Below are 20,586 nucleotides of genomic sequence, written 5' to 3'. Positions count from 1 at the left end.
GAGGCTACTTCTCCTTGCGCCAGTTGACCGAACCGCGGTTCTCGATCGAGCTCGATTCGATCTCGATGTCGAAGCCGTGGTCGAGCAGGTACTTCAGCGTCAGCACCGAGCCGGTGCCGAGCAGCGACACGCCGTAGCCGACATACAGCCGCGGCGAGATCTGCTTGCCGACCCCGAACACGCTGCCGCCGAGCGCGCGGCTCTGCATCACGCCGGCATCATCGAGGCCGATCTTCGCGCCCAGCTGCCCGGCCAGCAGGCTGCCGCCGGCGGTCAGCGCGGCGCTGGCGGCGTTGAGCTGGCCGCGCTCGCTGCCGCTGAGGCTCGACAGCGGGCGGCCAAGCGTCAGGTACGCGAGGGCTTCCGATTGCGAGCTGGCCGGGTTGGACCAGACCTCGGCCTGTGGCGCGCTGGCGCGGCCGCTGACATCGACGCCGGCGGTGACCTCGCCGATCTCGCGTTCGGCGCGCAGGTTGATGATCGGATCGCCGATCGGGTCGGCCGACCAGCTCAGCCGGCCGCGGGTAATGGTCAGGTCCTGGCCGTAGGCGGTGTACTCGCCGCCGACGTCGAGGTTGCCAGTGGCGATCATTTCGCGGCCGGGACGGGCGCGGATCTGCAGGCGACCGCCGAGGCTGCCGGTGAGGCCGAAGCCGTTCATGCGCACGTCGTCGCCGACCACGATCGCCAGGTCCATCGCCAGTGGCGCGGCGGGGCCGGCGTCGGGATCGACCGGGTCGAGCACGACCACGTCGGGCGAGGCCGAGACGCCGCCGTCGAGGCCCTCCAGGTTGATCCGCGCCTCGGGCACCACGACCTCGCCGGTCAGCTGCAGCGGCTCGCCGGCGCGGTAGCTGATCTGCAGGTCGGGGCTGGCGATCGCGCGCAGGTCGGGGGTGTCCGACACCAGCACGTCGGTGCCGCGCAGGTTGAGCACCAGCGGGGTGTCATCGCCCTGCCAGCCGAGCGTCCCGTCGATGTTCAGCACGCCGCTGTCGGGATTGCCGGCGGCCGAGCTCGAGCGCACGCTGCCGCTGATCCGCGCGCTGCCGTCGGGCAGGGCGTTGAGCTGCAGGTTGCCGTCGTGCAGGGCGATCGCCAGCGACGGGATGCCGGTCTCGAACTCCGCCAGTTGCGCCTGTCCGCCGAGCCGTGGTGCGGCGCGGGTGCCGCCGAGCGCGATGCGGCCGGACAGGCGGCCGGTCGGCTCGACGATGTCGGCCGAGAACAGTTCGATCCAGGTCAGCTCGTCGGTATCGAACGCGAGCTCGCCGGCCAGCGGCGCGTAGGCATCCCAGCCGGTGGTGATGCGTGCATCGATGCGGCCGTCGTCGTTGAACACGGTGGCGAGCGTGGCCTCGATGCCCTGCGGGCGGAAGTTCGCCTGCAGCAGCAGGTCGTCGTAGCGCAGCAGTTCGCGGCGCGCGCGTTCGCTGAACTTGAGCCCGCCGCTGGCCGAGGCGATGCGTGCCTGCCCGACCCAGCCGTTGCCCTGCGGGCGCAGTTGGGCGTCGATCGAAAGCTCGCCGCGCAGCAGCCACGCGCGGCCGTCCTGCTCCGGCAGGTAGGCGCTGGCGAGCGACAGCGGCAAGCCCTGGCCGTCGATGGTGACGCCGCGGCGCGGCCAGTCGGCGTCGGCGCACAGCGAACCGCCGGCGCTGGAGGCGAGACAGAAATCGTCGAGGGTCGCGCTGCCGCCGGCCCAGCCGAAGGCGGCGGGCTGCTGCAACTGCCAGTCCGCACCGCGCTGCGGCGCCAGTTGCAGGCTGGCAATGGTGCCGCTCCAGCGGTTGCCGCGATGGGCGACGTTGCCGGCGAGATCGAGGCGGCCGACCTCGCCCTGCGCCTGCGCATCGAGGCGCAGCGCTTCGATCGCGCCGCGCGCGTCGATGTCGAGCCGGTCGAGCGCGACGCCGGCGACCAGTCCGGTGGCGTCCACCGTCATCGCGCCATCGCCGCGCGACCACGGCAGCTCGCCGTTGATCGCGACCGAATCGGCCGAGTAGTCGCCGTAGCGGATCGCGCTGCCATCGAGGTCGGCGGCGATGTCGGGCGCGCTGCGCGGGCCTTGCAGCCGCAAGGTGCCGCGCAGCGTGCCGCTGGCGTCGGGCAGCAGGTCGGTCAGCTGCAGCGGCGCGAAGCGTGCGTTGATGTCGAGCCGGTCGTCGATCCGGCCTTCGGCATCGATCCGGCTGCCGCCGAGGCTCAGCGCGACCTCGCCCTCGTAGACCGTGGTGCCGCCCGATGGCGCGGCGCCGTGCATGGCGAAGTTGGCGTTGCCGTCGAGCGGGCGTCCGCGCAGGCGGCCGCCAAGGTCGGTGACATCGGCGTTGATGTCGAGGCCGCCGTCGGTACGGGTCTGGCCGCTGCTGGTGATGTCGCCATCGACCGCGCCGTCCCAGCCGGCGGCGAAGTAGCCGGGATCGAAGCCGGCGAGGCGGGCGTCGATATCCCAGCCCAGCGCCGGCGCCCAGGCGACCGCGCCGGTGGCGTCGAGGGTGCCGGTCGGCATCTGCACGTGCAGGGTCTCGAGCCGCATGCGCTCGGCATCGCCGCGGCCGTCGAGGCTGAGGTCGGCCTGCTGGCCGTCGCGGGCGAGGGTGGCGCGGCCGACCAGCGCCCAGGCCTGCATGGTGCCGGCGAGGCCGAAGTCGCCATTGGCCTCGATGACGGGAGTGGGCGCGGCACCCGTCGCGGTCGCGCCGCCCCATTGCAGGTCGTGGGCGTTGGCGGCGAAGCGGAACGTGGCGTTGCCGGGATCGTTGAAATCGGCGTGGCCGCGCAGGCGCAACTGGCCGTCGAACAGCTGCAGATGCAGCGGATCGAACCGCAACACCTGCTCTTCGAGGTGCACCTTCGAGGGCAGCACCGTTGCGGTGAAATCGCCCTGCCGTGCGTCACCGCTCAGGTTCGCCTCGCCGCCAACGCCATCGGCTTGAAACTGCAGCGAGAGCGGCGTCTCGCTTGGCGCGGCGGTGGGGTCGGTGAGCAACCCCACGTCGAGTGCGTCGGCACGGGCGCGCAACTGCCACCGCGGACGGTCGTTGTCTTCGGTGTTCTCGCGCAGTACCAGCGTTGCCTGTAAGGGCCCCGGGGCGTGGCCGGCCAGCGCGACATCCATCCGCGCGAGGTCGCCGCGGGCGACGAAACCGAGCCGCGGCGGCGTGCGTGTACCGATTGCGGGCAGCACCGCAGTCGCGACCAGGTCGCTGCGGTAGTTGTCGCCGGGCGCGTAGTCGCCGTGCACGGTGAAGCGGCCGCGGTCGCTGTCGACCCGCAAGCGTTCGATGTGCAGTTCGCCTTCGTCGGCGACGAGCCCGCCGCGCAGGTGGGCGATGTCGATCAGCGGCGCGCCGGCGCTGGACACGCGGAAGCCGTCGATCCGCACGTCGTCGGCCTGCAGCGCCAGCGGCGGCGCGATCTGCGGCAGCGCGTCGGGCCAGCGCGGCAGCTCGAACGGCGCGTCGGATTCGGGCAGGTCGAGCGTCGCACCGGTCAGCTGCAACGCGTCGAGCCGCAGGCGGCGGCCGAGCAGCGGCCGGATCGCCGGGTCGATCGTCGCCTCGCGCGCGGTGAATACGATCGTTCCCATCGCGCAGGTCGCGGTGTCGGTCGGCACGCAGGTCGGGTCGCGCTGGCGCGGCAGGGTGAAGCGGACGTCGTGCAGGGTCAGCGGGCCCGACGCCGGGCCTTCGGCGCGCGACCAGCTCAATTCGGCGTCGGCCGGCAGCCGCGCGACGATCTGCGCCAGCAGGAAGTCGCGGCCGCCGATCGTGGTCAGCAGCCAGTAGCCCAGCAGCACCACCGCCAGCACCAGCGCGCCGGCCAGCAGCACGCTCCGCACGGCGAGCACGCGCAATCGCGCCTCGCGCTTGCGGCGCAGTTCCTTGATGCGCTCCTCGCGCTGCTCGGGCGTCAGGTCCGGGTCGATGTGCCGGCGGCGGAAGCGCAGTTGTCGGAGGGTCGGTGCCATCGCTACAGGTCCGCGCCGACGCTGAGGTAGAGCTGGAACGACGAGTCCGGATCGTCGAGGCCGTGGCCGATGTCGAGCCGCACCGGCCCCACCGGCGAGCGCCAGCGCACGCCCGCACCGACGCCGGTGCGCCAGTCGGGGGTGCCGTTGAATGCGCTGCCGGTATCGACGAACGCCGCCGCGCCCCAGCTGTCGGTGAAGTAGTGCTCGAACTCGACGCTGGCGGTGGCGACGTTCTTGGCACCGACCGCGTAGAGCTTGCCGTCGACGCCCTCGATCCGCGGCCCGACCTCGCGCCAGCTGTAGCCGCGGATGCTGTCGTCACCGCCGGCGAAGAAGCGCAGGCTCGGCGGCATGTCGACCAGCGCATTGGTGTAGGTATGGCCGAGCTCGCCGCGCACGATCAGGCGGTTGCGCTCGCCGATGCCGCGATACCAGTGGCTGGTCGCGCGGACCTGGGCGAAGCTCGCGTCCGAACCGGCACCTTCGACGCCAGTGCGCAGCAGCAGCGTGCCCGACAGGCCGTCGCGCGGGAACACCAGGTTGTCGGCGTCGATGTACTCGGCGCGCAACGACGGGTAGGTGAACGTGGCGTAGCGGTAGTCGCGCGGCGTCTCCGGATCGCCGTCGTCGTCGGCGAGGTAGGCCCAGCGTTCGCGCAGCGCATGGATCGAGGCGACCACGGTCAGGTGGTCGTTGACCTCGCCGCTGCGGCTGCCGACGAACTCGATCCGGCGCGAGTCGACGTAGTCGGACTGCTCGTCGGCGGCCTGCGCGCTGATCGTGTACCAGCCGTCGAGCCAGGCGAACGCGGGAATGCGGTACTGCAGGGTCAGGGTCTTGCGCTTCTGCGCGTAGTCGAGTTGCGCCAGCGCCTTGTGGCCGCGGTCGTTGACGTAGCGCCGCTCCAGTCCGAGCCGCACGCCGGGCCCACTGTCGGTGCCGTAGCCGAGGCCGGCGGTGTAGATGCTGCGCTTGGCCGGGGTCAGGGTGACGGTCACCGGCACGTCGTTGCCGACCGCGTCCTCGGGATGCGGCTGGATGTCGATACTGGCGAAGTAGTCGAGGCGGGCGAGCGATTCGCGCAGGCGGTCGAGCTTGCCCTGGTGGTAGTAGCTGCCGTCCTCCCAGTACTGCAGTCGCTGCAGCAGCGACGGCCGGATGATCGCCTGCGGGGTCTGCTCGAACGTAACCGGGCCGATGTCGTAGCGCTGGCCGCTGCTCCAGACCAGGTCGATGTCGGCGGCGTTGTCGGCGCGCGTGACCTCGACTCGGCGGCTGGCGAAGTCGGCGTCGAAGTAACCGCGCACGGCGAGCCGGCGGCTGATGCGGGTCTTGCTGGCCTCGTACAACTGGTGGTCGAAGACCTCGCCGACATCGGGCTCGAACTCGCCGAGGTCCTCGCGCAGGTAGCGGTCGCGGCTGCCCTCGCCGGTGATCGCGACATGCGAGCGGCGCACGGTGACCGGCTCGCCCGGGTCGACGGTGATGGTGACGGTGGTCGCGCCCTCGCCACGCGTGCGATCGACCTCGATCGTCGGCGAGTAATAGCCGAACGGCTGCAGCGCCTCGCGGGTCTCGTCGTCGGCCTCGCGCACCAGGTACGCGAGGCGGCGGCCGGACAGGTCCTTGCCCTGTGCGTCGACCAGGGTCAGGGCGGCGCGGACGTTCTGCGTCATCGCCTCGTCGAGACCGACGATGCGGACCTCGCCGATCTGCGCCGCGTGCACCGCGGGCATCGCGAGGCTGCTGGCAATCAGGCACGACGCGACGGCGGCAATGCGGTGGGGGAAGCGCATGCGCGCAGGATAGCGGGTGTGCGTCAATAAGCGATTAACGCCACGTTCCTGCATTTGCTCCCTCTCCCGCTTGCGGGAGAGGGTTGGGGTCAGGGCAGGCGACATTGGTGTGCGACGAACGCTGCGGATGGGAGCTTCGTGCGCCGCTGCCCTGTCGCGTGCCCTCATCCGCCCTTCGGGCACCTTCTCCCGCTTGCGGGAGAAGGAACGGCATGATTTCCCGCTAGCGGGAGCAGGTCGCGCCCTCAGCTCGACAGGTGCTCGATCGCGGCGACGCTGCCGAGGCGGTCGCTGAGCCGCTTCAACAACGCGAGGCGATTGTTGCGGACCCTGTCGTCGTCGGCGTTGACCATCACCGCCTCGAAGAACGCATCGACCTGTGGCCGCAACCGCGCGAGGCGGCCGAGTACGGCGACGTAGTCGCGTTGCTTGAGCAGCGGGTCGGTGTCCTCGATCGCGGCGTCGATCGCCGCGGCCAGCTCACGTTCGGCCGGCTCGGCGAACAGCGCCGGATCGATCGCGGTCGGCAGCTCACCCTCGACCTTGCGCAGGATGTTGCGGCTGCGCTTGTTGGCGGCGGCGAGGGCGTCGGCTTCGGGCAGCTTGGTGAACTCGCCGATCGCCTTGATGCGCTGATCGAAGTCGTGCAGCGATCCGGCGGCTCCGATCGCGACTGACGTCCCTCCTGCAGGAGGCTGGGAAACGCCGGGACCGGCCGAAGCGACTGTAGGAGCGACGTGCGTCGCGATCGCCAACCACGCTTGCGACACCGCCTCGAACTGCTGCGGCGTAACGCCTTGTTCGGCGTAGTAACCGCGCAGCCGATCGAAAACAAACTCGCGCACCTCGTCGATGTCGGCAACCGCCTCGGACTTGCCGACCTGCACCGCGCCGACGGCATCTCGTGCCGCTGCGAGGATCGGGTCAAGCGCGACATCCAGCTCCGCCTCGATCAACGTCCGCGCCAACCCCAGCGCATTGCGCCGCAGCGCGAACGGGTCCTTGTTGCCGGTGGGCTTCAATCCCGCCGCGAACCCACCGGCCAGCGTATCCAGCCGCTCGGCGATCGCCAGCACCTGGCCCAGTTTCGACGGCGCGATCGCATCGCCGCCGAAGCGCGGCATGTAGGCCTCGTCGATCGCGTGGGCGACCTCGACCGGCTCGTTCTCGACCGCGGCGTAGTAGCGCCCGGCGATGCCCTGCAGTTCCGGGAACTCGCCGACCAGCCGCGACTGCAAATCCGCCTTCGACAACTCGGCGGCCCGGCGCGCGAGCTCCGGCTCGACGCCGGCCTGCGCGGCGATCGCCTCGGCCAGGGTGGCGACCCGCGCAACCTTGTCGGCGACGCTGCCCAGCGCCTTCTGGTAGGTGACCGTCGCCAGTCCTTGATTCATCGACGCCAGGCCCTGCTTCATGTCCTCGACGAAGAAGAACTTGGCGTCGCTGAAGCGCGGCCGGATCACCCGCTCGTAGCCTTGCCTTACCTGGGCGATGTCCTTCGACTCGATGTTGGCGATGCCGACGAAGTGCTCGCTGAGCCGACCATTGGCATCGAGTACCGGGAAGAATTTCTGGTGGGTCTCCATCGTCGCGATCAAAGCTTCCGATGGCACCGCGAGGAACTCCGGTTCGAAGCCGCAGGTGACCGCGGCCGGCCACTCGACCAGGCCGTTGACCTCCTCGAGGATGCCGGTGTCGATCCGCGCACTGCCGCCGACGGATTCCGCGGCCGCCTCGACCTCGGCGACGATGCGCGCGCGGCGCTCGTCGGGATCGACCAGTACCTTTGCGCCACGCAACGACTCGATGTAGTCGCCGGGCGCACCGATCCACACCGGCTTGTCGTGCATGAACCGGTGGCCGCGGCTCATGCGGTCGCTGCGCACGCCGAGCAGGCCGGCGTCGATCACGTTCCTGCCGAGCAGCAGCACCAGCCAGTGCACCGGCCGGGCGAAGCCATAGTCATGGTCGCCCCAGCGCATCGGCTTGGGGATCGGCATCGCCGCGATCGCATCGGTCACGACCGCGGCCAGCAGGTCGGCGGTCTTCTCGCCGCGCTTGACCGAGCGGTGCACGAAGCGCTCGCCCTTGGCGTCGGTGGTCTTTTCCAGTGCGGTCCACTCGACCTCGGCCTTGCTCGCGAAGCCCTGTAGTGCGCGGGTCGGCTGGCCGTCGGCATCGAGCGCGATGTTGAGGTACGGCCCGAGCACTTCGGAGCGCTGCTCGGACTGCTCGGCGGCGACGCCCGGCAGCAGCACGGCCAGCCGGCGCGGCGAATACAGCGGCTTTGCTTCGCCGCGGTCGAACGCGATGCCGCGCTTGGCCAAGCCGTCGATGACGCCGTCGAAGAACGCCTGCGCCAGCTTCGGCAGCGCCTTGACCGGCAACTCCTCGGTGCCCAGCTCGACCAGCAGCGGCTGCATGTTGTTGGTGTGGTCGGTCATCACGCGGCCTCCTGGCCGGCCGGTTGCTTCAGTCCCGGGAAGCCGAGCTTCTCGCGCTGGGCGAAGTACGCCTCGGCCACCGCCTGCGAAATCTTGCGCACGCGCAGGATGTAGCGCTGGCGCTCGGTCACGCTGATCGCGCGGCGGGCGTCGAGCATGTTGAAGCTGTGGCTGGCCTTCATCACCTGCTCGTAGGCCGGCAGCGGCAGGCCCAGCTCGACCAGCTTGGCGGCCTCGGCCTCGCAGGCATCGAAGCGGTGGAACAGCTCGGCCACGTCGGCGTGCTCGAAGTTGTAGGTGCTCTGCTCGACCTCGTTCTGGTGGTAGACGTCGCGGTAGGTCACCGGGCTGCCGTCCGGACCATGGGTCCAGACCAGGTCGAACACGTTGTCGACGCCCTGCAGGTACATGCACAGGCGTTCCAGGCCGTAGGTGATCTCGCCGAGGACGGGCTTGCACTCCATGCCGCCGGCCTGCTGGAAGTAGGTGAACTGGGTCACTTCCATGCCGTTGAGCCAGACCTCCCAGCCCAGCCCCCAGGCGCCCAGCGTCGGCGACTCCCAGTTGTCCTCGACCAGTCGCAGGTCGTGCACCAGCGGATCGACGCCGAGTGCCTTGAGCGAATCGAAATACAGCTCGACGATGTTGTCCGGCGACGGCTTCATCGCCACCTGGTACTGGTAGTAGCGCTGCAGGCGGTTGGGGTTGTCGCCATAGCGGCCGTCGGTCGGGCGGCGGCAGGGCTGCACGTAGGCGGCGTTCCACGGCTCCGGCCCGAGCGAACGCAGGAACGTCGCCGGGTGGAAGGTGCCGGCGCCGACCTCGACATCGAGCGGCTGGATCAGCACGCAACCCTGCTCGGCCCAGTAGGCGTTCAGGCGCTGGATCAACTGCTGGAACGTCGGGGCCGAAGCCCGGTTGGATTCGCCGGCGTGCGACATGTCTCGGGACCGTGGTGCAAAGCGGGCTAGTATACGGCGGCCGGCCATCCGGCCCCGCCCGTGCGGCCTGACCGCGCCGGCCCGCAACCTTTTCCCGAGACCCGATGAACGCCCCCTTCCTGATCCTCGAAACCGGCAAGCCGGTCGCGCCGATGCGTCGCCATGGCGACTTCGCCCACTGGATCCGCGTCGCCGCCGGGCTGTCGCGCGACGACGCAGTGGTGGTCGATGTCGAACGTGGTGAGCCGCTGCCGGGCCGCGAGGGATTTGCCGGCGCGATCGTCACCGGCTCCGGCGCGATGGTGACCGACCGGCTCGACTGGAGCGAGGCGACCGCCGCGTGGCTGCGCGACGCCGCCCACGCCGGGCTGCCGCTGTTCGGTATCTGCTACGGCCACCAGCTGCTGGCGCATGCGCTCGGTGGCGAGGTCGGCGACAACCCGCGCGGGCGCGAAATGGGCACGCTCGAGGTCGAATTGCTGCCGGCGGCGGCCCACGACGCGCTGTTCGAGGCGATCCCGGCGCGGTTCGCGGCCCAGCTGACCCACCTGCAGTCGGTGTTGCGGATGCCCGACGGCGCGGTCGCCCTGGCGCGTTCGGCCGGTGACGGCTGCCAGGCGTTCCGCTGGGGCGAGAGCGCCTGGGGCGTGCAGTTCCATCCCGAATTCAGCGCGACCCACATGCGCGGCTACATCCAGGCACGCAAGGTCGCGCTGCAGCGCGAGGGCCTGGACCCGCAGGCGATGCTCGCCGCGGTCGGCGCCGCGCCCGAGGCGCGACGGGTGCTGCGCCGCTTCGTCCACGTCGTGCGCGAACGCGCCGACGCGCGCTGAAAGATGACCGTGGCGCCGCCGGCTTGCTAAGTTGCGGCATTGCCGCCCGCAACCGGCGGCCTCTCCTCGAAGGTGGTGGGCAATGAACGATATTCGCAAGGTGCCCTTTGGCGCGGGCGCGGAATGGCTGCTCGGCGGCATCGCCCTGCTGCGCAAGGCGCCGCTGGCGCTGGGCCTGCTCGGGTTGATCTGGGGCGGACTGTCGGCGCTGGCCACCGCCAGCGGCCAGCTGTGGCTGAGCCTGCTGCTGGCCCTCGCCGGGCCGTTGCTGTTCGGCGGCATCGTCTACGCGGCCCGCGAGGTCGACCAGGGCCGCAGCGCGACGCCGGCCCACCTCATCCAGGGCGTGCGCGACGGCAAGCTGCCGCGCCTGCTGGCGATGCTGCTGCCGCAGGTCGCCGCGCTGCTGCTGATGGGGTTGTTGATGGTGGTGATCGTCGGTCCCGACGAGCTGCAGCACCTCAACCAGGCGTTGCTGCAGATGCAGACCAATCCCGACCCGGCGCTGGTGGAGTCGCTGCCGGCCGGGCGCCTGATGCTGTGGCTGCTCGCCGTGGTCGTGGTCGGCGTGGTGACCGGCTTCTTCACCTTCGTCGCGATCCCGGAAGTGATGTTCACCGACCGCGGCGCGTTCGCGGCGATGGCGCTGAGCTTCCGCGCCTGCCTGCGCAATGTCGGCGCGCTGCTGGTGATGATAGTGCTGCTGCTGATCGCGACGTTCGCGCTGAGCCTGGCGCTGCAGCTGCTGGGCGCGCTGCTGGCGTTCGCGATCGGCGCGCAGGCGTCGATGTTCGTGGTGCAACTGCTGCTGATGGCGATGCTGCTGCCGGTGATGGCCGGCGCGGTCTACCTGGCCTGGCGGCAGCTTGTCGGCGACGCGCCGGTGGTTGCGTCGTCGGCGCACGGATTCGAGGCCTGAGGCCGAGAGGATTGGCCCTCGGGGAGGGCGGAGCCGCACGGATCATCGTGCGGTAATCAAGCGCGCCGGTCGACGGCCGGCGTATTCAAGGAATGATTTCCTGGGGAGGAATGCAATGACGACACGAGCGGTAGGACCCATGGCCGGCCTCGGCTGGTTGAAGAATGCGGTGAACCTGGGCCGCAGCAATCCGAAGGCGGTCTTCGGTGGTGCGGCATTGCTGGCGATCACCGTGCTGGTGGTGGCGTTCGGCGCCGGCCTGCTCCAGGCCACCGCGGTTGCGATGCTCGGCCCGGGCATGACCATCATGGCCGTGAGCATGGTGTTGCTCACGCTGGTGATGCTGGTGTTGATCTCGATGTTGATCGTCGGCTTCCTGCGGCTGATCCACGCGGTGGAAAACAATTCCCCGGCGCGTGCGCTGGATGTGTTCGGGGGCTTCGGCGACCTTGCCACCTCGTTGCGCACGATCGGCCTGGTGGTGGTGCTGGCGATCGTCCAGAACGTGCTCCTGGTGGGCCTGCTCGCGGTGTTTGCGAGTGGCGTGGTCGGCTGGTACGCGCAGGTGATGCAGGCATCGATGGCCGGCGCACCGCCGCCGATGGCCGCGCTGCCCGAGGGGCTGGGCATCGCCACGTTGCTGGCGGTGGTCATCGGCGTGGTCATGTACGGCGTGCAGGCGATCGGCCTGTGCCAGATCGCGCTGCGCGACCGCGGCATCCTGCCGGCACTGGGCGACGGCTTTGCCGGTGCCTTCAAGAACCTGCTGCCGCTGCTGGTCTTCACGATTGCCGTGGTGGTGGCGATGGTGGTGGTCGGCGTGGTCGTGCTGTTGCTGGCGATGCTGGTCGGCGTGCTGGCCAAGATCGCGGGGGCATGGCTGGCGATCGTGCTCGGCGTGCCGCTGTACCTGCTGGGCGTGCTGGCCATGTACGTGGTCATGCTCGGCGCGATGTACCACCTGTGGCGTGATGTCTGCGACGACGATGTGGTGGCTGCACCGGGCGAGGCGCTGACGGCGTGATGGTCACCGTGCGCGGGCCGGAATGCGGCCCGCGCACGGTTCCCGGAACAACGGACCGGGCTCAATGGCGTCGTGGAAATGCGTTGCCGCGACGGCACTAACGCGACGGGGTCACCGCCTGCACCAGGGGGCTGCGGCGGCCCGAGGTGTCGACCCGCCAGGGCTTGCCCGATTCGAACAGCACGCCCTCGCTGGTGCCGCCCGCATGATGCACATCGGTGCGGATGACGCGCCCGTCGTAATCCTGGCCGACATGCTCGGTCGGGGTGTGTCCGATCACGATCCGATGCACGCCGAAGTGCGTAAGCGCGCGCTGGACATCGGCCGCGTCGGCCCGCGGATGCTTGCTTCCGACAACCGCCAGTCCGCGGTACTTGAGCAATCCGCCGGACTTGTGCAGCAGGACCACCGCATCGCGCGCACCGGTGTCGCCGCGTTTCACATCCATGTAGCGTGCCGCCAGCGCATCGATGGCCTCGATCGAGTAACCGGTGTCGAGCGCGAGCGGGCCGATGCCGCCATGCACGAACAGGTTGTCGCCGACCTGCACCATGACCGGCCGGGTGCGCAGCCAGCGGCCGAGCTCGGAGTCGGCCGACCATAACGCGCCGTGGTCCAGCCCGGTGGCTTCGATCGTGCCGTGGTATTTCGGGTGCAGGTACTTCGGCCGGCCCTGCAGCAGGTACTGCTCGTGGTTCCCCAGCAGGTAGTGCACGGCGCCACCGGCAGCGCGCGCCTCCGCTTCGAGGCGATAGACCAGCCACAGCAACGGCACCACGTTGTCGCCGCGGTCGACCATGTCGCCGACAAGCACGAGGTGGCCGCTGCCCCACTGCCAGTGCAGTTGCGGGTCGATGACGCCATTGCCACGCAGCAGGCGGGTAAACGCTTCGAACTCGCCTTCAAGGTCGGAGACGGCCAGCAGGCGTTCCGGCATCGGCCAGCGCGTCGCCTCGCGTGCATGGCCATGCGCGCCGTGCAGCGGCACATCGAAGCTCAACGGAGTCGCGGCGTCCCCATCGTCCATCACGACCTCGACCGGCCCCTCGACGGGTGTACGGACGACCTCGACGCTGCCACCGTCACGCGGGATCACGTCGAGGGCAAAGTAGGCGTCGCCCTCGCGAAGCACATACGGCCCGTCACGACGCTGCGGACCGGTGGGATAACCCAGGAACAACCATTCGCCGGTATCCGCCGACCACCCCAGTTGCTGGTTGTCGGGGCCGGTGAGCGTAACGCCGCTTGTGCGTGACCAGATGGCGAGGGACAGCAGCAACAGCACGAACAAAGCGAGAAAAACAAGAAAAATCCTTTTAAGCACCTCGTTGCTCCTTCAGGTATTTCGAGACCGCTCCGGTACGGGCGTTCTACCGACCGCCATCCGCAATACTGCATGCATCACCCTATCCGCGGCGAACCGCTCAGAACAGTGCGTGTTCCAGCGCGGTGCGCAAGGTCGCCGCCGCGGCGTCGGCGAGCCGGAATGTCGCTCCCGCAGCCGCCAGCATCAGCAACGCGAGCCAAACCCGGGCCCAGTGCGGCAACGTCGTCCGTGATCCGCCGTTGCGGACGACCGCGGTACCGCTGACGCGGTCATGCAGGGCCTGGTGATCCGGCCCCGCAAGCGCCATCAGGTGGCCGAGGTTGAGCGTCGCCCATGACAGCGCGCCGGCCAGGTATCGCGATACCGCGCGGCGGATGCCGGGACGCCTGCCTTCGCGGTCGGCGACGTGCAGGGCGAGCAGGCGTTTGCCCGGGCTGGCCTGCCACGGTGAGCGTTCGAAGGCGACGTGGTACAGCAATCCGGTCAGGGCGAACGCGAGCAGTGCCGGCCATGCCATCGCCCAGGTGGCGGTGCGGACGGCGGCGACTGCCACTTCCAGGTCCGGGTCGTGCAGCAGCGCTATCGCCAGTTGCGGCAGCGACGCGCTGGCGAGGATGGCCTCGCCCATGGTCTGTCCGATGTATTGCAGCAGCTTCCGGACCTGTTCGATCCACGCCTGCGCGGGCGCCAGGATCCACGGCCACGCGAGCCACCCGGAAAGCGGCGCGACCAGCACCGCGTCGATCGACCAGGCGACGCTGCGTTGCCAGAAACTGGCCGGGTGATGGCGGACCGGTTGCGTCAACGGCGACGCGCCCGTGTTCAATCCCGCGTCGTCGCCGCGTCGGCCGGCGCCAGCCAGCGCGCGGCGAGGATGCCGACTTCGTACAGCAGGCACATCGGGATCGCCAGCATAAGTTGCGAGACCACGTCGGGCGGGGTGATCACCGCGGCGACGATGAAGATGCCGACCACCGCGTAACCGCGGGACTCGCGCAACTGCGCCGGCGTGACCCAGCCGAGCAGGGTCGCGATCACCAGCGCCACCGGCAATTCGAAGCTGGCGCCGAACGCCAGGAAGATCACCAGCACGAAGTCGAGGTAGGCGCTGATGTCGGTCATCATCGCCACGCCCTCGGGCGCGATCCGGGTCAGGAAGCCGAACACCGCCGGCAGCACCAGGAAATAGGCGAACGCGCAGCCGGCGTAGAACAACACCACCGCCGAGGCCAGCAACGGCACCGCGAGGCGCTTCTCGCGCTGGTACAGGCCGGGCGCGACGAACGCCCACGCTTGGTAGAGCAGCCACGGCGTGCTGATCATCAGCGCGGCGAAGAACGCCAGCTTGACCGGCGCGAAGAACGGGCTGGCGACCTCGACCGCGATCAACTGGCCGCCGGCCGGCAACTTGGCCAGCAGCGGCGCGGCGAGCCAGGCGTAGAGGTCGTTGCCGAACGGCAGCAGCACCAGCGTCACCAGCACCAGGCCGGCGACCGCGCGCAGCAGCCGCGAGCGCAGTTCGACCAGGTGGTCGATCAGGCGCGGCGTGCCTTCCTGTGGGTTCGCGCCGTGCTCAGGATCGGTCATGGTCGCGGGCGTCCGGGGGCGGGTGGGATTCGTCCGGCCCGGGTGCGGGCTGGGCGACGCCGATGCCGGATTCAACGTCCCGGCGCATCGCCTCGCCGCTTTCGCGCAACTGCTCGCGGGCGTTGCGCAGTTCGTCCTGGGTCGCGCGCAGGCTGCGCCGCAGTTCCTCGTCGGCCAACTCGCTCTCCAGCTCGCTCTTCACCGAATACCACTGCGCCCGCGCGCGCCGCACCCAGAGGCCGGCGAAGCGCGCGGCCTTGGGCAGGCGTTCAGGGCCGAGCACCAGCAAGGCCACGATCGCGACCATGAACAGCTCGGAGAAGCCGATGTCGAACATGACGAGACGTACCGGTCAGTCCACGGGCCGGTTCAGCGGTTCCCGGACGGCATCACTTGCGGTCGCCCGGGGTCACCGTCGGCTTGTGCGGCGCGGAGGGATCGGCACCGGTGTGGCTGCGATTGCCGTCGGCGACGTCGTCGCCGCGGTCGCGATCGTCGGCCAGCCGCTCGGCCGGCCGCTCGTCGTCGTGGACGCCCTGCTTGAAGCCCTTGACCGCCTCGCCGAGGTCCTTGCCCACGTTCTTCAGGCGCTTGGTGCCAAACACCAGCACCACGATCACCAGCACGATCAACCAGTGCCAGATGCTGAAACTGCCCATCGTCTTGCTCGCCGGAAAGTCGGGTGACGAGGATACCGCAAGGCCCGTCAGGGCGTCGGTGGCAGCGGCTCGGTCTGGATGGCCGGTGGGTTCGCCGAGTAGGGGCTGTCGACCGGCTCGAACGGCTGCGGCTGCGGCGCCTGCACCGGGGCGGTCGGCTGTGCCTGCGGGTACGGCGGCTCGATGGCCGGCGCGGGCGCGGCGGTGCGGGCCGCCGGGGCGGTGGCTTCACCGGCGCGCGCGGCATGGGCGGCGGCGCTGGCTTCTTCCAGCTGGTCGCGGAAACCCACCACCGCGTCCGATGGGCGCTGGCCGGCGCGGTTCTCGAAGATCATCCGCGGGGTGGTGCCCTGGCCGTACACCGCCTGGTTGGCGTCGTCGTCGATGCTCAGCACCGCGCCGTCGAGCGCGACCCCGGCGAACAGCCCGCGCGCCCGCGACCACGACCAGATTTCCGCCTTCAGACGGCCGTCGGTGGCCATGCCGGTGCTGCGTCCGACCGGGCCGGCGGCGATGCTGGCGTCGGCGCCGAGGGTGATCTTGCCGTTGACGATCGAGTCCAGCCCGCGCTGGCTGGTGAACACCAGCACCACGTCGGACGACTGCACGCCGGCCTGGAAACCGATGCTGCCGCCGGTCAGCTTGACGAACGCCGGGTTCGACCAGGTGCCCTGCGGGGTCTTGACCGATACCAGCCCGTGGCCGCGCCGGCCGCCGATCACCAGCCCGATCTTGAGCGTGTCGGGTACGACCACGATCGCCTTGGCCTCGTCGAACAGGATGTCGGGAATGGCCGACTCCGGAATCGCCTGGATTTCGTTGAGCACCCGCAGCGCATTGCGGGCGCGTTCGTCCTCGGCGACGCCGGCGATGGCGGGAATGGCCAGCCCGGTGGCGAGCAGCAGGACGGCGAGGCGCGGCAAGATCGACATGGCGAACTCCGGAAAGGCGAAGAAATCAGTGTGGCAGGCGGTACGACGGATGCAACGCCGACTGCGCCTGCAATCCGACCGTGCATTGGCCGTGAGGTTCCCACGCTAGTGCCACCGCGATGAATCGCGGGCGAACATCGCGCGTCGGCGCGACCCCGCCGGCCACAGCTGGCATCCTATGCGGATGAGCGAAACCCAGACCCCGGCGCCCGGCGCCTCCGGGCAGGACCCCTCCACGTCCGACACCGCGGTGGTGCTGGTCAACCTCGGCACCCCGTCCGAGCCGACCGCCGCCGCGGTGCGTCGCTACCTCGGCGAGTTCCTGTCCGACCGCCGCGTCGTCTCGCTGTCGCCGTGGCTGTGGCAGCCATTGCTTCGCGGGGTGATCCTGCCGTTGCGCGCGCCGCCGGTTGCACGCAAGTACGCCAGCGTCTGGCTGGACGACGGTTCGCCGCTGGCGGCCTACACCCGGCGCCTGGCCGTGGCCCTGCAGCACGAAATGCCGGGCGTGCGCGTGGTCGACGCGATGCGTTACGGCGAGCCGGCGCTGTCCACCATCCTGCAGCGGTTGCAGGGCGGGGGCGCGCGCCGGGTGCTGGTGCTGCCGCTGTATCCGCAGTACTCGACCACCACCACCGCCTCGGTGGGCGATGTCGTCGAGCGCGCCGAGGGGATGCAGACGCGACTGGTCGAGGACTACCACCTCGAACCGGACTGGGTCGCCGCGATTGCGCAGTCGATCCGCGAGCACCGTGAAACGCACGGGGCGGGTGAACACCTGCTGTTCTCGTTCCACGGCTTGCCGCAGCGCGTGGTCGACGCCGGCGATCCGTACCCGCTGCAATGCGAGGCCGGCGCGCGCGCGATCGCGGCCGCGCTCGGGCTGGGACCGTCGCAATGGAGCCTGGCCTACCAGTCGCGCTTCGGCCGCGAGCGCTGGCTCGAACCGGCCACCGCCACCGCGCTGACGGGGCTGGCCGGGCAGGGCGTGCGCACGGTCGACGTGGTCGCCCCCGGCTTCGCGGTCGACTGCCTGGAGACGCTGGAAGAAGTCGCGATGATGCTGGCCGAGGATTTCGCCGCGCTTGGCGGCAGCCTGCGCTACGTCCCGTGCCTCAACGACAGCCCGGCGCATGCAAGGGTGCTGGCGACGATCGCGCGGCGCGAGCTGGACGCCTGGCGATGAGGTCGGCGGCGTGAGTCACGCGCCATTGCGCGAGTTCGCGGTCGACACCGATTTCGGCCGGCTGGCCGGCCTGCGCGGCGGCACCGCCGGTGCGCCGAAAGTGCTCGCATTGCATGGCTGGCTCGACAACGCCGCGAGCTTCGTGCCGCTGTCGCGGCGGCTGGACGGCATCGAACTGGTCGCCCTCGACCTGCCGGGCCACGGCGCCAGCGCCCACCTGCCGCTGGCGGCGGGCTACACCGTGGTGAACATGGCGCGCGCGGTGTTCGCCGCCGCCGACGCGCTGGGGTGGGATCGCTTCGGCCTGCTCGGTCATTCGCTGGGCGCCGGCGTCGCCAGCCTGATGACGGCGGCCGCGCCGCAACGGATCGAGCGACTGCTGGCGATCGAGGCGCTCGGTGCGCTGGCCGAGGACGAGGCCAGGACCGCGGTGCGCCTGCGCGAAGCGTTCTGCGAGACACGCTCGGCACGCCGGCCGCTGCGGCTGTTCGCCGATGCGACCAGTGCCGTGCGCGCGCGCGTCCAGGCGGGCGGGATCCACGAGGACGCCGCGCGCCTGCTGGTCGAGCGCGGGATCATCAAGGTCGGCGACGACGGGTTCACCTGGCGCAGCGACCCACGCCTGACCCGCGACACCGCGGTGCGCCTGAGCGAGGCGCAGGTGCGCGACCTGCTCGCCGCGATCGAATGCCCGGTCCGGGTGATCTACGCCGAACCCGCGCAGCACTACTTCCCGGACGCGCTGCGGCGTGCGCGCTTCGACTGCCTGGAGAATGGCGAGCTGGTCGTGCTCGACGGCGGCCACCACCTGCACATGGAACAGCCGGATGCGGTGGCCGCGGCGATCGGCGACTTCCTGCGCGCGGGCGAGCCCGGCCAAACGGGCTAGCCGGGCTTTCCGGTACCGGCGCTGATGTCGCCGCCTGCATCCAGCAGGGCGCGCAGACCCGCCTTGAGGCGTCGCCCCTCGGTACGGAAATAATCGCGTTCGTCGCGCCAGCGCGGGCAGCGCGATTCCACTTCACGCCAGAACATGCGCGAATGGTCCGGGCGGATCAGGTGGCACAGCTCGTGCACCAGCACGTACTCGAACGCCGACGGCCGCGCCAGCACCAGCGACAGGTCCAGCGCGACGCTGCCGTCCGGCGCCAGCGAGCCCCATTGCGAACTCATCTGCTTGAACCGGAACCGCCGCGGCGGCCGTGGCAGGCCGCCCAGGTAGCGCGGCAGCCAGCGACCGACATCGGCGCGCGCCTCGGCCTCGTAGAAGTCGCGCAGGGCGCGGGCGATCGCCGCGCTGCCGGCGCGCGCGGATACGGTGAAGACGGTGGCTGCGTCATCCCGCGCTTCGCGCTGCACCATGCACAGACGCCCGGTCTGCCAGCGCAACGGAACCTCGCCGCCGCGCAGCGGCAGGCGATCGGACTGGAACGGTTGCAGCCGTGGCATCGCGTCGAGCGCATGGCGCTGGATCTGTAGCGCCAGCCAGTCGCGATGCTCGACCGCGAAGCGCTCGCCGGTGACCTTGCTCGCACGCGTCGGCAGGGTCAGCCGCGCACCGCGTTCGTCGACCGACAGCTTGATCCGCCGCGCGCGCGGATCGCGCACGCGCTGCACCTCGATCGCCCGCCCGTCGTCCAGCACCAGCTCGAACGCATCGCGCTTGATCGTGCGCGGCTTCGGCCCCAGCAGGCGGAACGGATTGGGCATGGACGGCACCGCGCGGCATCCCGACCCGGGACCCCACCATTGTAGGAGCGACGTAAGTCGCGAATTCCTCGAAGTGGCCGAAATCCTTCCGTTGGGTTGCGATGGAGTTTCACGAGGGGTGGCTCCGGGAGCTTGTGCAGCAACCGGGAGCCATCCGCTCCCATGCGGGAGCAGTGAAATCGCGACTTACGTCGCTCCTACATGAGGACGCTCGCGTCTGGAGGGCGTTTGCCCTGCGAACGCATCCGCGTCACGAGACTCGCCCGCGCGAAGGGGCCGGATTCGCCCCCGCTCAGTCCGCCTTGCTCAGCTTCAGCGCCGACTCCAGCACCGCGAACAGCCGCTTGACCTCGGCGCTCATCAGCACGAAGCGCGCGTCCATCTCGGCGCGGGCGTCGTCGGCGTTGCCGCTGTCGAGCTGGTCGACCGCGCCGTCGAGCAGCTTGAACTTGCGTACCACCAGGTCCTCGCCGAGCACGAAGCTGACGTGGTCGTCCAGGCTCAACGCCAGCCGGGTGACCTGCTTGCCGGTCTCCAGGTGGCGCGCGATCTCGTCGCTGTGCAGGTCCATGCGCTGGACCTTGACCACCGCGCCCTGGTCGACCGGGTCGCGCAGTTCGCACTCGTCGCCGATCGACAGCCCGTCCGGCAGCGGCTCGCCGGCGACCCAGCCGGTCAGGATCGAGCGCGGCGCGACCTCGGCGTTCAGCGGCAGTGCCGGGAAGCTGCCGAGCGCGCGACGCACCTCGCTGCAGACGTTCTCGGCCGACTTGCGGCTGGAGCTGTCGATCACCGCGATGCCGTGCTCCAGGTCGAGCAGCGCGTCGGTGCGGCTGGGCTTGATGAACGCGCGCGGCAGCAGGTCGGTGATCAGTTCGTCCTTGATCCGCTTGCGGGTGCGGCCGCCGGGCTTGCGGCCTTCCTTCTGCTCGATCTCGTCAAGCTTGCGCGCCAGCATGTCGTTGACCACCGCACCCGGCAGCAAGCGGTCCTCGCCGCCGACGGTCAGCCAGATCGCGTCGCCCTGGCGCGCCGCCAGCACCTCGCTGTCGCGGCCGAACGGCGACACGAAGCCGCGCGAGGACAACTCGAGCGGGCCGACCGGCTTGAGCTGGCACTCGTCGAGGCCGGTGTCGAGCTCGTCGAGTTTGGTGCTGGCGGGGAAGCGGAAGAACGTCAGGTTGCGGAAGAACATGCAGGGTCCATTGGCAAGTGCGTCGCCGGCGCCGCGCAAACGGGTTGCGCGGTCGCG

Annotated in this window: 17 protein-coding genes; 5 read left to right on the top strand and 12 right to left on the bottom strand. The window is 70.3% G+C overall.

Annotated features, from left to right (window positions below):
• Positions 1 to 4: 4 nt before the first annotated feature.
• From ACT9AS_RS00515 to glyQ, 4 genes are all read right to left on the bottom strand, one after another.
• Complete coding sequence (locus ACT9AS_RS00515; RefSeq protein WP_445098159.1) at positions 5 to 3,973, bottom strand: translocation/assembly module TamB domain-containing protein; 3,969 nt, start codon at positions 3,971 to 3,973, stop codon at positions 5 to 7.
• A gap of 2 nt (positions 3,974 to 3,975) precedes the next feature.
• Positions 3,976 to 5,772 (bottom strand): BamA/TamA family outer membrane protein, encoded by a 1,797-nt coding sequence (locus tag ACT9AS_RS00510; RefSeq protein ID WP_445098158.1) that lies wholly within the window; start codon positions 5,770 to 5,772, stop codon positions 3,976 to 3,978.
• Positions 5,773 to 6,017: 245 nt separating this feature from the next.
• Positions 6,018 to 8,216, bottom strand: a complete 2,199-nt coding sequence (glyS, locus tag ACT9AS_RS00505; RefSeq protein WP_445098157.1) for a glycine--tRNA ligase subunit beta — start codon at positions 8,214 to 8,216, stop codon at positions 6,018 to 6,020.
• The gene (gene glyQ / locus ACT9AS_RS00500; RefSeq protein ID WP_445098156.1) at positions 8,216 to 9,157 is read right to left on the bottom strand and encodes a glycine--tRNA ligase subunit alpha; all 942 of its coding nucleotides are present in this window, start codon (positions 9,155 to 9,157) and stop codon (positions 8,216 to 8,218) included. The genes glyS and glyQ overlap by 1 nt, the downstream gene beginning before the upstream one ends.
• Before the next feature lie 104 nt (positions 9,158 to 9,261).
• On the opposite strand from glyQ, the gene ACT9AS_RS00495 reads away from it, so the two are divergent.
• From ACT9AS_RS00495 to ACT9AS_RS00485, 3 genes are all read left to right on the top strand, one after another.
• On the top strand, positions 9,262 to 9,990 hold the full coding sequence (locus ACT9AS_RS00495; RefSeq protein ID WP_445098155.1) for a glutamine amidotransferase: 729 nt from the start codon (positions 9,262 to 9,264) through the stop codon (positions 9,988 to 9,990).
• A gap of 82 nt (positions 9,991 to 10,072) precedes the next feature.
• On the top strand, positions 10,073 to 10,909 hold the full coding sequence (locus ACT9AS_RS00490) for a BPSS1780 family membrane protein (protein WP_445098154.1): 837 nt from the start codon (positions 10,073 to 10,075) through the stop codon (positions 10,907 to 10,909).
• A 115-nt stretch (positions 10,910 to 11,024) separates the two neighbouring features.
• On the top strand, positions 11,025 to 11,933 hold the full coding sequence (locus ACT9AS_RS00485; RefSeq protein ID WP_445098153.1) for a hypothetical protein: 909 nt from the start codon (positions 11,025 to 11,027) through the stop codon (positions 11,931 to 11,933).
• A 97-nt stretch (positions 11,934 to 12,030) separates the two neighbouring features.
• Here the strand turns inward: ACT9AS_RS00485 and ACT9AS_RS00480 are convergent, their stop codons facing one another.
• The 6 genes from ACT9AS_RS00480 to ACT9AS_RS00455 all read right to left on the bottom strand — a co-directional run bounded on the left by ACT9AS_RS00480 (position 12,031) and on the right by ACT9AS_RS00455 (position 16,438).
• Positions 12,031 to 13,257 (bottom strand): metallophosphoesterase, encoded by a 1,227-nt coding sequence (locus ACT9AS_RS00480; protein ID WP_445098152.1) that lies wholly within the window; start codon positions 13,255 to 13,257, stop codon positions 12,031 to 12,033.
• Between the two features lie 100 nt (positions 13,258 to 13,357).
• Positions 13,358 to 14,065: an RDD family protein gene (locus tag ACT9AS_RS00475; RefSeq protein WP_445098151.1), complete on the bottom strand. Its 708-nt coding sequence runs from the start codon at positions 14,063 to 14,065 to the stop codon at positions 13,358 to 13,360.
• A 17-nt stretch (positions 14,066 to 14,082) separates the two neighbouring features.
• A complete protein-coding gene (gene tatC, locus ACT9AS_RS00470; protein WP_445098150.1) occupies positions 14,083 to 14,847 on the bottom strand; it encodes a twin-arginine translocase subunit TatC in 765 nt (254 codons plus the stop codon).
• Entirely contained in the window at positions 14,834 to 15,184 is a 351-nt protein-coding gene (gene tatB, locus ACT9AS_RS00465) for a Sec-independent protein translocase protein TatB (protein ID WP_445098149.1), read from the bottom strand. The genes tatC and tatB overlap by 14 nt, the downstream gene beginning before the upstream one ends.
• 52 nt (positions 15,185 to 15,236) lie before the next feature.
• On the bottom strand, positions 15,237 to 15,506 hold the full coding sequence (gene tatA / locus ACT9AS_RS00460; protein ID WP_445098148.1) for a Sec-independent protein translocase subunit TatA: 270 nt from the start codon (positions 15,504 to 15,506) through the stop codon (positions 15,237 to 15,239).
• A gap of 47 nt (positions 15,507 to 15,553) precedes the next feature.
• Positions 15,554 to 16,438, bottom strand: a complete 885-nt coding sequence (locus ACT9AS_RS00455) for a YSC84-related protein (RefSeq protein ID WP_445098147.1) — start codon at positions 16,436 to 16,438, stop codon at positions 15,554 to 15,556.
• 184 nt (positions 16,439 to 16,622) lie between these two features.
• On the opposite strand from ACT9AS_RS00455, the gene hemH reads away from it, so the two are divergent.
• Positions 16,623 to 17,624 carry a ferrochelatase gene (gene hemH, locus ACT9AS_RS00450; protein ID WP_445098146.1) on the top strand — a complete coding sequence of 334 codons (1,002 nt, stop codon included), beginning with the start codon at positions 16,623 to 16,625 and terminating at the stop codon, positions 17,622 to 17,624.
• A 25-nt stretch (positions 17,625 to 17,649) separates the two neighbouring features.
• The gene (locus ACT9AS_RS00445) at positions 17,650 to 18,513 is read left to right on the top strand and encodes an alpha/beta fold hydrolase (RefSeq protein ID WP_445099003.1); all 864 of its coding nucleotides are present in this window, start codon (positions 17,650 to 17,652) and stop codon (positions 18,511 to 18,513) included.
• Here the strand turns inward: ACT9AS_RS00445 and ACT9AS_RS00440 are convergent.
• Positions 18,510 to 19,334, bottom strand: coding sequence for a YgjP-like metallopeptidase domain-containing protein (locus ACT9AS_RS00440; RefSeq protein ID WP_445098145.1), 825 nt, complete (start codon positions 19,332 to 19,334; stop codon positions 18,510 to 18,512). The genes ACT9AS_RS00445 and ACT9AS_RS00440 overlap by 4 nt on opposite strands.
• Before the next feature lie 292 nt (positions 19,335 to 19,626).
• Positions 19,627 to 20,529 carry a recombination-associated protein RdgC gene (locus ACT9AS_RS00435; RefSeq protein ID WP_445098144.1) on the bottom strand — a complete coding sequence of 301 codons (903 nt, stop codon included), beginning with the start codon at positions 20,527 to 20,529 and terminating at the stop codon, positions 19,627 to 19,629.
• Positions 20,530 to 20,586: the final 57 nt, after the last annotated feature.

The organism is Lysobacter sp. F60174L2 (assembly GCF_052547135.1).
This window is presented reverse-complemented; position numbering and strand designations above follow the sequence as displayed.